The 13246-nt window shown below is 70.3% G+C and carries 10 protein-coding genes and 1 tRNA gene; 3 read left to right on the forward strand and 8 right to left on the reverse strand.

What is annotated here, in order from left to right; all coding sequences use genetic code 11:
- Positions 1 to 97 precede the first annotated feature (97 nt).
- Complete coding sequence (locus ABZ342_RS22580) at positions 98 to 733, forward strand: hypothetical protein (protein ID WP_360476173.1); 636 nt, start codon at positions 98 to 100, stop codon at positions 731 to 733.
- Positions 734 to 928: 195 nt separating this feature from the next.
- Here ABZ342_RS22580 and ABZ342_RS22585 read toward each other — a convergent pair.
- Positions 929 to 1002, reverse strand: a tRNA-Thr gene (locus ABZ342_RS22585).
- Positions 1003 to 1134: 132 nt separating this feature from the next.
- On the opposite strand from ABZ342_RS22585, the gene ABZ342_RS22590 reads away from it, so the two are divergent.
- Positions 1135 to 2793: a hypothetical protein gene (locus ABZ342_RS22590; RefSeq protein ID WP_196425762.1), complete on the forward strand. Its 1659-nt coding sequence runs from the start codon at positions 1135 to 1137 to the stop codon at positions 2791 to 2793.
- 67 nt (positions 2794 to 2860) lie between these two features.
- Here the strand turns inward: ABZ342_RS22590 and ABZ342_RS22595 are convergent, their stop codons facing one another.
- From ABZ342_RS22595 to ABZ342_RS22610, 4 genes are all read right to left on the reverse strand, one after another.
- Entirely contained in the window at positions 2861 to 4066 is a 1206-nt protein-coding gene (locus ABZ342_RS22595) for a DNA polymerase III subunit delta' (RefSeq protein WP_155547800.1), read from the reverse strand.
- Positions 4063 to 6234 (reverse strand): dTMP kinase, encoded by a 2172-nt coding sequence (locus tag ABZ342_RS22600; RefSeq protein ID WP_360476177.1) that lies wholly within the window; start codon positions 6232 to 6234, stop codon positions 4063 to 4065. Before ABZ342_RS22600 ends, ABZ342_RS22595 begins: the two co-directional genes overlap by 4 nt.
- A 148-nt stretch (positions 6235 to 6382) precedes the next feature.
- Positions 6383 to 6991, reverse strand: coding sequence for a hypothetical protein (locus tag ABZ342_RS22605; RefSeq protein ID WP_360476180.1), 609 nt, complete (start codon positions 6989 to 6991; stop codon positions 6383 to 6385).
- Positions 6992 to 7392: 401 nt separating this feature from the next.
- Entirely contained in the window at positions 7393 to 8184 is a 792-nt protein-coding gene (locus ABZ342_RS22610) for a hypothetical protein (RefSeq protein WP_360476183.1), read from the reverse strand.
- On the opposite strand from ABZ342_RS22610, the gene ABZ342_RS22615 reads away from it, so the two are divergent.
- Positions 8183 to 8449, forward strand: coding sequence for a hypothetical protein (locus ABZ342_RS22615; RefSeq protein WP_360476186.1), 267 nt, complete (start codon positions 8183 to 8185; stop codon positions 8447 to 8449). The two genes, ABZ342_RS22610 and ABZ342_RS22615, sit on opposite strands and share 2 nt — an antisense overlap.
- Positions 8450 to 8714: 265 nt before the next feature.
- On the opposite strand, the gene ABZ342_RS22620 is transcribed toward ABZ342_RS22615, so the two are convergent.
- The 3 genes from ABZ342_RS22620 to topA all read right to left on the reverse strand — a co-directional run bounded on the left by ABZ342_RS22620 (position 8715) and on the right by topA (position 13209).
- Positions 8715 to 9506: an ESX secretion-associated protein EspG gene (locus ABZ342_RS22620; protein ID WP_360476189.1), complete on the reverse strand. Its 792-nt coding sequence runs from the start codon at positions 9504 to 9506 to the stop codon at positions 8715 to 8717.
- Positions 9507 to 9592: 86 nt separating this feature from the next.
- Positions 9593 to 10201 (reverse strand): hypothetical protein, encoded by a 609-nt coding sequence (locus tag ABZ342_RS22625; RefSeq protein ID WP_360476192.1) that lies wholly within the window; start codon positions 10199 to 10201, stop codon positions 9593 to 9595.
- 128 nt (positions 10202 to 10329) lie between these two features.
- On the reverse strand, positions 10330 to 13209 hold the full coding sequence (topA, locus tag ABZ342_RS22630) for a type I DNA topoisomerase (protein ID WP_360476195.1): 2880 nt from the start codon (positions 13207 to 13209) through the stop codon (positions 10330 to 10332).
- Between the last annotated feature and the right edge of the window lie 37 nt (positions 13210 to 13246).

Raw genomic sequence — 13246 nt, forward strand, 5'->3', positions numbered from 1 at the left:
CCCTGGCCACAGCTTGGAAACCTTTTCGTGGGTCACCGCGATCTTTACCTCATGGGCTCGGTTGCCCTACAGCAGTCGAGACGAGGAGATGGCAGACGTGACTCAGCATTACGGCGTCGGCACGCATCCGGATCTTCCGCCTTACTTGGTGCACTTCACTGGCCGACCACGGGGTGGCTATCCGCCACCAGACGGCGTCCCGGTTGCACCTGAGGCCCGATTGGCCTACATCATGAACTTGGGCTACATCCTCGGGTTCCCGACCTTCGGCAGTGTCGGCCGGGTGGCCTGTGCCTCCGAGGTCACGTCAGCAGGACTGACGGCGTTGTTCAGCACCGGAGTCACCAACCGCGGTCCTTACGAGCCCTGGGCGGTAGTGCTTGGGCGAGAGAAGGCTATCGAAATCGGGTTTCGCCCCGTCTGGTACATGAGCGATGACGAACAACGCGTAACCAACTACCTGCCGATAGCAATGCGCGACCGTCGTGTCACCTACAACCCCGGCCAGACAGACTGGCTTGCCGAGCGGGAGTGGCGATACTGCTGGGGCGATGCCCAGACCCCACCTGGCCACGTGCCAGCCATTGGTCTGATCGGCTTGCTTATCGCGGTCATCGTGGGGCGTTCGGGGTGGCAACCACCGCATGGGCAAGTAACCCCGAGTTTGGCGGGAACCCCTCGATTGCTCTGGACCCCGCACGGACTCGTCGCGGACGGTGAGTTGAGGAGCTAGCAGCAGCACGCTCGAAGGCGCTGCATCGGACGCGCACCCGCTTTAGACGCGACCGCGATGAGCCAGCTTCCCCGTGACGGGTGAACCTGCGGAAGTTTCTTCTCCCACCGACCAGGCGTCTTAGTCACCCACTTAGTCACCCACCAGACCAGTCAGGCCCCACCCGAGAACTCTCGGATGGGGCCTGACCTGCGGAGCCGCCTAGGGGAATCGAACCCCTGACCTATTCATTACGAGTGAATCGCTCTGGCCGACTGAGCTAAGGCGGCATGTCTCCGGCTCGCGCTGGCGACGGGCCCAAGTGTAGCGGAGGCTGTGCGCGTCACTTTCCGGGGGGACTGTCGTTAGGGCCTATGACGTCGGTCTCATCCCCCGATCGACCTATCTGGAGGCTCTGGCACATGCGGCGAAGACTGCCCCGTTCGGTGGCCCTGCCGGCGGCCGCGGCGTTGCTCCTGTTCAGCGCGGCGCCGGCGAATGCCGATCCGACCTATCCGACGACGCCGATCCCGCAGCCGGCGAATCCGGGGCAGGCGCCGATCTCGGCGCCGATCGGGCCGCAGCCGCTGGGGCAGGCCGTCGGGGATGCGGGGACCGCGCTCGGCATCATCCGGTTGCTGCCCAACGCCGTGCCGACGAAGACGATCCTGCCCGGGTTCGGGGACACCCTGCCGAAGCAGTCGGCGCTCGAAGCCGGGATGGGCCTCTCGAACGCGTCGGCGAACTCCGACGCCTACCTGAGCTACGAGAAGTCGATCGCGCAGGCCTCGCCGTTCGGGCTGTCCGTGGGCGGGAACGCGCCGCAGACGCCCGGCAGCGTCGTGCAGACGGCGTTGCCCGACAACCCGCAGCCGATCAGCGGCGGGCTGAACGCGCCGCCGAACCCGCTGCTGAACGTCGGTCTGCTCAACGGGAGCGCGCACGCTCGGTGGAGCCCGACGCTCGGTCCGTGCGTCGACACCATCGCCGACGCGAGCACGTCGGTGGCGAGCCTGTCGCTGCTGAACGTCATCCCGTCGATGCCGAACCTGGGCCTCGACAAGCTCGCCCTGGACCCGAGCACGCTCGCGAAGGGCTTCGACCTGACCAAGGGCCTGCAGAGCCTCGGCGGGCTGCTGCAGGGCGGCGGCCAGACCGCGGCGAACGGCACCGGCTCGCTGCTGAGCCTGCCGAACACGCTCTCGTCGCGTTCGCAGGTGAAGCTGGTCGACGTCCCGGGCTCGAAGAACAAGGCCGTGCAGTCGACGTCGACGCTGCAGGCCGCGGACATCGAGATCCTCAAGGGGACGCCGCTGGCACTGAGCATCAAGGTGGCCAGCCAGCCGACGCTGAAGGTGACCTCCACCGGCGACGCGAAGACGTCCAAAGTGGACTACACCGCGCCGGTGCTGACCATCGAGGCGGCCGGCAAGACGCTGTACACGCTGGACGCGGCGCACCCGACCAAGGACATCCCGATCGGGCTGCCGCTGACCGGGCTGAGCGACCAGTTCGGGCAGCTGAACGACATCCCGGTGGTCGGTGGCCTGGTTTCGACCCTCACCAAGGGCATCCAGCAGGTCGGCAACACGGCGGGGACCGTGCTGGACCTCGGTGTCCTGCGGTTGAGCATCGCCGGGCTGGACCAGAAGTCCGCGCAGATGACCACGCCGTTCAAGGGCTTCCAGCTGGGTGCGTCGGCGCGGCTGTTCGACCTGCAGCTGCTGCCCACGACCAAGCTCAAGAGCCTGCTGCCCGCCGACCAGGCGAAGAACCTGCCGTCGTCGCTGGCCCAGCTGTCGCTCGGCGAGCAGGTGGCGCGGGCCTACGCGCCGACCGGCGGCGTGGTCTGCGGGACCGCGACGACGCCACCCGCGGGCGGCCAGGCACCGAAGGGACCGGTGAAGAACCTCGCCTACACCGGCGGCGCGTACGACACGGTGCCGCTGTTCTGGTCGGGCACCGCGATGCTGCTGCTCGGCGTGGTGATGGTGGCCGCGATGCCGGGGACGCGACGTCGTCCGCTGGCCGTGGCGGTCGAGGAGAAACCGTTCAAGCCGTCACCGCGTCCGCGCGAGTGACCTGAGGCAGCCCCCGGGGGGCGGTGAGGGAACCCACCAGGAAGCTTTCTGGTGGGTTCCTTCGCGTTCAGCCTTGGCGAAGCGTCGTGACCATCGCCTCGACGGCGATGCGGGGCTTCACGTTCAGGTCGATCGCGTCCCGGCATTCCAGTACCGCTTCGAGGCGGCGGAGCGTCGATTCCGGTGTCCACGCCGAAGCCGCTTCGGCGATCTGGTCGGCGTGGTCCGGGTGGTTGAGCGTCGCGCCGGAGCGGGTTGTCGTCACCAGGACGTCGCGGTAGAAGCCGGCCAGGTCGATCAGGGCCAGGTCGAGCGTGTCGCGCTGGGTGCGCGTCGCGCGGGACTTCTGCTTCTTCTCGAGCTGCTTGACCGCCGCTTCGGCGGCTCGCTTGGCCCCGGCGACGCCCTTGCCGATGCCGTCACCGCCCATCGCCGTCCGGAGCTCGTTGCGCTCGTCTTCGTCGCGGCCCTTGCTCGCCTCTCCGGCGTCGGCCTCCGCCGCGCTGATCAGCTGGTCGGCGCACGTGAAGACGTCACTGGGCCGACGCAGGCCCGTCGGGATCCGCAGCACCGTCGCCCGCCGCTGCCGCGCGGCCTCGTCCGTGGCGAGCCGGCGCGCGCGGCCGACGTGGCCGCCGCAGACGGCGGCGGCCCACTGCGCGCGCTCCGGGTCGACGTGGTCGCGGCGCATCAGGACGTCCGCGATCGCTTCCGGCGGCGGCGTCCGCAGCGTCACCAGGCGGCAGCGCGAACGGATCGTCACCGAGACGTCGTCGGGGTGGTCGGACGGCGCGCAGAGCAGGAAGACCGTGCGCTCCGGCGGCTCCTCGACGGCCTTCAGCAGAGCGTTCGACGCGCCTTCGGTGAGCCTGTCGGCGTCTTCGATGATCACGACCTGCCAGTGGCCGGTCGTCGGCCGGCGGGCGGCCGCCTGCACCAGCGCGCGCATCTCGGCGACCGAGATGGACAGGCCCTCCGGCACCACGAGCCGGACGTCGGCGTGGGTGCCCGCCATCGTCGTGTGGCAGCCCGGGCAGGCATCGCAGCCGGTGCCGGTGCTGCACTGCAGAGCGGCGGCGAACGTTCGCGCGGCCACCGACCGGCCGGACCCGGGCGGGCCGGTGAGCAGCCACGCGTGCGTCATCGCGCCGGGCGGCGCGGGCTCGCCGGCGACGATCTTCGCGGCGGCCGCCGCGGCCGAGGCCAGCGTTTCGACCGCGGGCTCCTGGCCGACCAGCTGGTTCCAGACACCGATGCGTTCGGTCGTCGTCACTTCGCCTCCACGCGAGGCTCTTCCGGCGTCTCGATGGGCAGGGGGTCGTCGAGGTCCAGCGGCAGGATCGACGGCCGGTCCGTCGCCGGGGCGTCGGTGGTCGCCGGGTTTCCGCTGGTCGGCGCGTCGGCCGCCGGGGCCAGCGCGGACAGGCGGCCGACGAACACGGCACGCAGCGCGGTGCGGATGCGCTCGGCGACCTCGGTGTCCGAGCCGTCGGCGTCGATCACGACGTACCGTTCCGGGTCGGCCGCGGCCATCTCGGTGAGCAGGTGCTGGACGCGCCACTGGTCGTTCATCGTGGTCGCGCGGTCGCGCGGCGCGCCAGGCGGTGCGGAGTCCAGCAGGACGGTCAGGTCCGGCCGCAACCGCCCGGTCGCCCAGTCGGCGAGGCCTTCGAGCTCGTCGCTGTCCAGCCCGGCGACGGCCGAGAGGTGCGCCAGCGGCGAGTCGACGAACCGCTCCATCACCACGACCGAACCGGCGTCGAGCGCCGGCTGCACGTGCCGCTCGACGATGTCGGCCCGGACCGCGGCGGCGGCCAGCGCCTGGGCCCGCGCCCCGGTCAACGAAGCGCCGGCGACGAGCGCCGTGAGCCGCTTGTCGTCGAGGGCCGGATCGGCGGCGACCACGACGGGACGGGTGCCGCCGCGCATCCAGTCGGCCAGGTTGACGGCCTGGATCGCCGTGTTGATCGCGGTGGTGCCTTCGACGGCGATGAGGAAGCCGTTGACGCGCCTCGGCGTCCGGCGCAGCGCGTTGCGCAGGTCCGACAGGATCGGCTCGGTGCGCTTGTCGTCCATCTGCCGGTAGGCGAAGAGCCCGGCGACCAGCGCGATCGCGGCGCCGGCGAGCATGATCGGCCGGGTGCCGTCGATCGTGACCGGGCTGCCCCAGACGTTGATGGTGTGCGGCGCCACCACGCCGACCAGGACCGGGACGGTGACCGTGGTGCCGAACAGGACCAGCTTCATCATCAGCTGGTAGATCGCGTTGATCCGGCCGCGGATGGCGTCTTCGACCCGCGAGCCGATGATCGTGACACCGGTGAGGAACGCCGTCCCGGCCCAGAAACCGACCAGTACCACGGTGACGAGCGAGATCGACAGGTGCGGCGACAACGCCACCAGCGCGAGCGAGAGCCCGGCCGCGATGATGGAGACGCCGAACAACCGGTCGTGCGGGAGCCGGCGGGAGAGCTTGGGCGCGAAGGCCATCCCGGACGCGAGACCGAGGAAGATGGCCAGCACCAGGAGGCTGAACGCCGAGTCGCCGGCCAGCAGGCTCGAGGAGTACGGCTTGGCCGAGCCGATGACGGCGCCGCCCGCGGCGAACGCGCCGAACGCGCCGACCAGCAGCCCGCGCACGAGCGGCGTGCTGCGGATGAACCGGAAGCCGTCGGCGATCATCGTGCCGATGCCGGTCTTCTCCTCGTCGGCCGGCTTGACCTTCTGTTCCGGCAGCTCGTGGACGTTGCGCAGCGAAAGCTCGGGGATCCGGGTGGCGATGAGGATCGCGCTGGCCAGGTAGAGCAGGCCGGTGATGATGACGACGAGCTTCGCGATGCTGAGGCTCGCGCTCTCGCCGGGGAAGAGGTGGAAGGTCGTGTTGACGCCGGTGATGATCGCGTTCGCACCGGCCGCGGTGATGACGGCGAGGCCGTAGGTCATCACCATGCCGAGCTGGTTGGCCGTCTCCACCTGGTCGGGGCGGCGGAGCAGGTTGGGGACCGCGGCCTCTTTCGAGGGGATCCACATGCTCGCCGCGCTGCCGACGAGGAAGTTGCCGACGAGCAGCCACCACGGCGCGCTGACGAAGGCGATGGACAGCAGGAACCCGCAGCGCAGCAGGTCGGCGACCACCATGACCTTGCGGCGGTCGAACCGGTCCGCGAGCAGCCCGCCGACCGGGGCGAACAACAGTCCCGGCGCCAGGCCGGTCAGCACGACGCCGACGAAGGCGAAGTTCTGCGCGAAGTAGTTGTTCGTCAGCTTCGTGGCCAGGCCGGTCAGGGCGAGGATGTTCAGCCAGTCGGCCACGCTGCACAGGTACGTGACGCCCCAGAGGCGCCGGAACGGTTTGATCGCCAGCACCCGCCGGACCCGGTTGATCGTGGACGCCTCGGCGCCCGACGACCTACCCGGGCCGGACCCGGGTACCGATCGCACGCCCTCGCTGATACGCCCACCCCACTAGTCACCGCGGCGCCGGGCGCCCTCGTGAGGTCGCCCGACCGTGAAGCCAGGGTAGCCCGATCGGCCCTTGCCTCGCGGACGGCCCCGAGGTGCCGGTGGGGTGGGGAACAGCGAGCGAATGCTAGTCGAACAGTCCGGTCACGCTGCTGACCAGGCTCGACACCAGTTCGATGGCGACGAAACCGAACACGATCAGCAACGCCACCGCGAGCATGACCCCCGCCGCACTCGACGACGGCCGGTTGAACGCCGGCATCGACACCGCGGGCAGGCGCCGCCGCTTGACGGGCACCACCTCGAGGTCTTCGTCGAAGTCGTCCTCGGCGGGTGCCTTCTGCCGCACGGGCCGCTGCAGCATCGGCGGCCTCGTGGGCCACGTACGCCGCCGGTTCCGCTGGCGTGGCAGGAGCCCCATCGGCGGCGCCACGTCTTCGCCGAAGCCGCCCGTGGTGCCGGCCGGCGGGATCGCTTTCGGGGTCCCGCCGTCCTCCTCCCGGAGGGTTTCCTCGACCATCCGCCGCACGGCCTCGTCGTCGTGCGGCACGGGCCCGGCTACCGGGAAGGCAGCGGGCTCGTGGCCATGGGCGCCGGCGGAGCGTGGTTCGGGTGCCGCCGTGACCAGTCCCGAGACGGGGTCGGCGAACATCTCGCCGGGGGCTTCGGACAACGTGCCGTCGCGCTGAGTGAGCTCGGGGGCATTGAAGAAGGGAGCCTCACCGTTCGCGCTCATGGTGACCACCTCACTACTGAATGTCCTCGCCTTTCCAGGGTAGCGACGATGGCGGATAACGCATCCGCCCAATGGCTCTGTCTGTAATGGAGGGTCGGTCACGCAGCGCAAGCCCGCACCCGAACCCCCTGCAGTGTCCAGTCCGCCGGTGGTCCGGTCGACCGCCAATGGTGACGGATCGTAGTGAGTCGGGTCACAGGAGCCGTCGGGAGGGGCCGGCCGGGAGTGGCCGTTCGGTGACCAGTTTGCCGGTTTCCGATCGGGTTGGGGATGGGTTTGCCTGGAGGCGCCGGACGGGCGAGGTGCGCCGGTTGGCGGTTCGGCCGCGGCCGGTCGGAGCATCGGCTCGGGGTGGGCGTCGTGACTGACTGTTCCGATGGCGCGCTGGGGCGACGCTTCTCTCAAGGCACCTCCTCGTACCCCAGGTCGATCATCTTCCGGCACCAGTCGCGGAGCATGCCGCGGCTGAAGGGGCTCAGGACCAGCTGACGGCGACCGTCGCCGCGATCGAGGGCGGCCAGCGCGAAACGGCCCAGGTCGGTGTCCACCAGGACGAACCCGTGGTCCGGGAACTCCGCGCACAGGCCGCCGAACGCGAGCATGTCCAGCACCGCCGTACCCGAGCGCGGGCGGCGGAGCAGCTCGCGTATCGCGCCGACGTCGTCGTCCTGGCCGTCACGGACCAGGCCGTCGTCGTCCACCGACAGCCAGATCGCGCGAGGCGAGGCGCCGAACGGGGCCTCCGGCAGCTCCGCCACCAGCATTTCCGGCAGCTCCTCGAAGTCGGCGAGGTGGATCGCCGTGCGGCCGGGCAGCGAGCCCATCATGAAGGCCCGTTCGCCGTCCGCGTAGCAGCGGATGTCCGCCGTCTCCGGTCCCTGGTCGAACACACCGCACAGCGCCGCCCGGACCGAACCGCGCAGCATCAGCGACACGACTTCGAAGCCGACATCGTTGAGCTCACCGTCCACGCCGAACGGCGTGCCGTCGATCCAGGCGGCCCACGCCGTGTGCCGTTCGACCTCCTCGACCAGGTCGGCGGGGTCGTCGGAGACTGGTCCGTGCACCAGGATGTCGTGGTCGCTGACGTCCGGGTTGTAGAACCGGTCGACCGGCTCGCGGTCCGGCATCGCGGCCAGTACCGGTCCGGCGGCCAGTTCGAGGAGTTCCCGGGCCGCCGTGCGCTCAGCCATGGCTTCGCACCGCCTGTCCCGGGCTTCGCTCACCCTCGCCCGGACCGGCCGCCGGGCCGGGCTCGCCCCGCGCAACACTCGACGACCCGCCACGATCCGGCGCACGCGGCTCAACGACTGGCGGCCCGCTCGGAGCATCGGCCAGGCCCCGATCGGCAACCGGCAGCCCACCGCGCGCGGGCACACCCCGCCCGGCGGGCGGCGGCCCGCCCGGGCTGTCGGGCACCCTCTGCTCGACCGCCGGCGACCCGCCTCTCCCGGGTGAACCCAGCCCACTGCCCCGCGACCCGTTCTCACCACCGGGCGAGGTCCGATCGGCAGCCGGCAACCCGGCCGGACTGCGGGACAAACCTCGTCCGGCCGCCGGCGAGCGGCGACCCTCCTCGGCCACCGACGGGGTGCTGCGGATCGCCGCCGGACTCCGCGGGATGGGCACGTCGCTGATCAGCTCTGCCGCCTCGAGGATCGCGTCGCGCACGGTCAGGCCCAGCTGGGCCGGTTTTTCCTCCACTCCCTTCGAGAACCCCTGCTCACGCATGGCTCTGCACCGCCTCGACGATCCACTGCTCGGCCGTGCTCCGTGAGGCAGGGCCCCACGTGACCGTCCAGCGGCCGGTGCGGCCGACCGCCGCGCTGAACTGGTAGCGGCCCAGGTCGTTGTCCACCAGGCCGAACGCTCCGTGGGGGTACTCGGCCAGGATCGCGTTGCGCACCGCCAGGTCGACCAGCACCGTGCCCAGCCGGGGACGGGCCGCGCACTCGCGGATCTGCTCCACCGCTCGCTCGCACCCGCGCGGGATCAGCCCACCCTCGTCCGTCTCGATGCGCACGTGCTGACCGGGACCCGGTGGGCGGTCGGGCAGGCCGTCGAACACCCAGCCCGGCAGCTCGCTCAGGAAGCCGGACCGCAGGCGCGCGCGGTTGCCCAGCTTGTGCAGCACCGTCGTGTAGTCCTCGTCGCCGAAGAACCGCACCTCCCACGGCTCCTGCCGCGCCGGGAAGACACCGGTGACCACGCCGCGGATGAAACCGCCCCGCAGCGCCCGGTACAGCCCGACCGCCTCCGGCGTGACCTCGCCGCCGGGCGCGAGGCCGATCGCGGACATGCCGGCGACGAACCGGGTGTACTGCTCCACCTCGTCGGCGAGGCTCCGCACGGGCGACGAGCGACGTCCCGGCAGCGGTTCGGTGTCCGCCAGCACCGGCGGGATCTCGAACTCGGGGTCGTAGAACTCCATCACCGAGGGCCGCTCCGGCACCTCGGCCGACAGCGGGGCGATGACCTCGTCGATGACGTCGAAGACGGCGACTGAAGTGTTCACCCCTAGATTGAACACCCTGGCACCGACAATTTCTCGCACATATGTTCGAGTGAGTGACCTCGTTCGGTGAGCGGTCGGCGAGCGGCTCAGCCATGAGCCGGCACCCGCCCTTCGACGAGTTCCGCGAGCCCCGCCACGCTTCCGGGCAGCCACCAGAACCGGCGGTGACCGCCCCTGGCTCTGCCCAGCGCCGCCAGGTGCCGGCCGCGGTCGTCGTCGACGAACGCCAGCATCTCCCACGGCCGCCGCGAGCCGTCGCTGGTGATGTCGAACTGGACGGTGCCGAGCCGCGGCCGGCGCAGGTCGTCCATCAGATCGAGGAGCAGGCACTCCTGCTCGGGCTCGAGCACTCCGCGCTCGTCGGCATCGAGGCACAGCCCTTCGCCCGGCGCCGGCGGACGAGGCGGCAGCCGCGTCAATGCCAGGGCGAGGAACTCCGCTACCGACCCCGGCGAAGGCCCGGACAGGCGCAAGCCCTCCCCGGCCACGCCGAACCGCGTCCGGTCGTCGAAGAACGCCGATGTCCACGGCTCGTCGAACACCGCGACGGCCACGCCGCAGACGCCGCCGCTGCCCAGGAAGCCGGGGAGCGACTCGATCAGGTCCGTGGCGGTGGAACTGCCGGCGGCCGCCGCCCGGACCGGCTTGAGGATCTTGGTGGTCACCGTGTGCACGGTGCGTGGTGTCGTGGTCACGCGTTCATGAAACCCGGGACCACCGACAATTTCCCGAACATCCGTTCGAGGTGTCACCCGAAAGAGTGGCCGGACGCCGTGAAGGCCCCCGGCGCACCGGGGGCCTTCACGAGCGGAAACCTGCGGTCTTACTTGGCCTTCGTCGCGGTCGAGCTGCGCTTCGTCGTGGTGGACTTCGCGGTCGCGGCCTTGGCGGTCTTGCTCGTGCCCGCCTTGACCGTCTTCGCCGTCGTCGAAGCCGGCTTCCGCGCCGGCGCCTTCCGCTTCGGCGCCGGGCCCTTCGCCCGCTTCTCCGCGAGCAGCTCGGACGCCCGTTCGGCGGTCAGCGACTCGATCTCGTCGCCCTTCCGCAGCGTCGCGTTGTACTCGCCATCGGTCACGTACGGGCCGAACCGGCCTTCCTTGACGACCATGGGCTTCTTCGACGCCGGGTCCTCACCGAGTTCCTTGAGCGGCGGCTTCGCCGTGGCAGAACGACCACGCTGCTTCGGTTCGGCGTAGATCTTCAGCGCTTCCTCGACCGTGATCGAGAACAGCTGGTCCTCGGTCGAGAGCGACCGCGAGTCCGTGCCCTTCTTCAGGTACGGCCCGTAGCGCCCGTTCTGCGCCGTGATCTCGTCGCCGGACTCCGGGTCCTTGCCGACCACGCGCGGCAGCGAGAGCAGCTTCAGCGCGTCTTCGAGCGTGATGGTCTCGATGTCCATCGACTTGAACAGCGAACCCGTACGCGGCTTCGGCGCCTTCGCCTTCGCGGCCTTCTTCTGTGCCGGAGTGGCATCCTCGGGGATCTCGATCTCCGGCAGCACCTCGGTCACGTAGGGCCCGAAACGGCCTTCCTTCGCGACGATGTCGTGCCCGCTCACCGGGTCGGTGCCCAGCGTGCGGCCCTCCTGCGGGGTCGCGAACAGCTTCTCCGCGATCTCCTGCGAGAGCTCGTCCGGCGGCAGGTCCTCGGGCAGGTTCGCGCGCTGCGACTCGCCGTTGACCTCGCGCTCGAGGTACGGCCCGTAGCGGCCGACGCGGACGACGACGGTGTGCCCGTCGGCGTCGCTGAACAGCGGGATCGAGTTGATCTCCCGCGCGTCGATGTCCTCGACGCTGCCTTCGACGAGCTTCTTCAGCCCGCCCAGCCGTCCGATCGAGCCGTCGACGCCCATGTCACCGCCGAAGTAGAACTTCGACAGCCACTGCGCGCGCTGCTCGTTGCCCGACGCGATGCGGTCGAGCTCGTCCTCCATGCCGGCGGTGAAGTCGTAGTCGACCAGCCGCTCGAAGTGCCGCTCCAGCAGGCCGATCACGGCGAACGCGACCCACGACGGAACGAGCGCGGAGCCCTTCTTCCAGACGTAGCCGCGGTCCTGGATGGTCTTGATGATCGACGCGTACGTCGACGGGCGGCCGATGCCCAGCTCTTCCAGCTTGCTGACCAGGCTCGGCTCGGAGTACCGGGCCGGCGGCGACGTCGTGTGCCCGTCCGGGCTCAGCTCGGTCGCGGTGAGGTCCTGGTCCTTCTCCAGCACCGGCAGGCGGCTCTGCTTGTCGTCGGCTTCGCCACCGGTCTCGGTGTCGACCGCCTCGACGTACGCCTTGAGGAAGCCCGCGAAGGTGATCGTGCGGCCCGAAGCCGCGAAGGTGCATTCCTCGCCCGACGTCGCGTTGCCGACGATGCGCACGGACATCGTGGTGCCCTTGGCGTCCGCCATCTGCGACGCGATCGTGCGCTGCCAGATCATCTCGTAGAGGCGGTACTCGTCGGTGTCCAGCTCGCTCGCGACCTGGCCCGGCGTGCGGAAGACCTCGCCCGACGGGCGGATCGCCTCGTGCGCCTCCTGCGCGTTCTTGACCTTGCGCGTGTACTGGCGCGGCGACGGCGAGACGTACTCCTTGCCGTACAGCTGCGTGGCCTGGCTGCGCGCCGCCGAGATCGCCGACTCCGACAGCGTCGTGGAGTCGGTACGCATATAGGTGATGTAGCCGTTCTCGTACAGCTTCTGCGCGATCCGCATCGTGCGCTCCGAGGTGAACCGCATCTTGCGGCCCGCCTCCTGCTGCAGCGTCGACGTCATGAAGGGCGCGTACGGCTTCCGCGTGTACGGCTTCTCCTCGACGCTCGAGACCTTGAAGTCACGCTGCTTCAGCGCGTCCGCCAGGCGCCGCGCGTCGGCCTCGGCCAGCACGCGGATCTCGTTGTTCGAGGACTTGAGCTGCCCGTCCGAGCCGAAGTCGCGGCCGGTGGCCAGGCGCGCGCCGTCCACGGCGACCAGCCGAGCGGGAAAGTTTCGCGGCGTGGCCTCTTCGCCGGCGTCCATGGTCGCCGAGATGTCCCAGTACGAAGCCGACGTGAAGCGCATCCGCTCGCGCTCCCGCTCGACGACGATCCGGGTCGCCACCGACTGCACACGGCCCGCCGAAAGCTTCGGCATGACCTTCTTCCACAGCACCGGCGAGACCTCGTAGCCGTAGAGGCGGTCGAGGATGCGGCGGGTCTCCTGCGCGTCGACGAGGTCGGCGTCCAGCTCACGGGTCGAGTCGGCGGCCGCGAGGATGGCCTGCTCGGTGACCTCGTGGAAGACCATCCGGCGGACCGGGACCTTCGGCTTGAGCGTCTCGAGCAGGTGCCACGCGATGGCTTCGCCCTCGCGGTCGGGGTCCGTCGCGAGGTAGAGCTCGTCGACGTCCTTGAGCAGGCTCTTGAGCTCGGTGACCTTGGACTTCTTGTCCGGGGTCACCACGTAGAGGGCCTTGAAGTCGTTGTCGACGTCGACGCCGAGGCGTGCCCAGGACTCACCCTTGTACTGGGCGGGCACGTCGGCAGCGCCACGCGGCAGGTCGCGGATGTGCCCGACGGAGGACTCGACGACGTAACCGCCGCCCAGGTAGGGGGCGATCTTGCGGGCCTTCGTCGGCGACTCGACGATGACCAGCCGCCGGTGCCCGGCGCCGTTGTCCGCCGAGGCTCCGTTCTTCTTGGTCCGTGCTCCTGCCACGCTGTCCTGCTCTCCGCTCATCTCGTCCCGCCGCCGCGGGACTGCACCGCGCCCCGTC

It is taken from the genome of Amycolatopsis sp. NPDC005961, assembly GCF_040629235.1.
Lineage (GTDB): Bacteria > Actinomycetota > Actinomycetes > Mycobacteriales > Pseudonocardiaceae > Amycolatopsis > Amycolatopsis camponoti.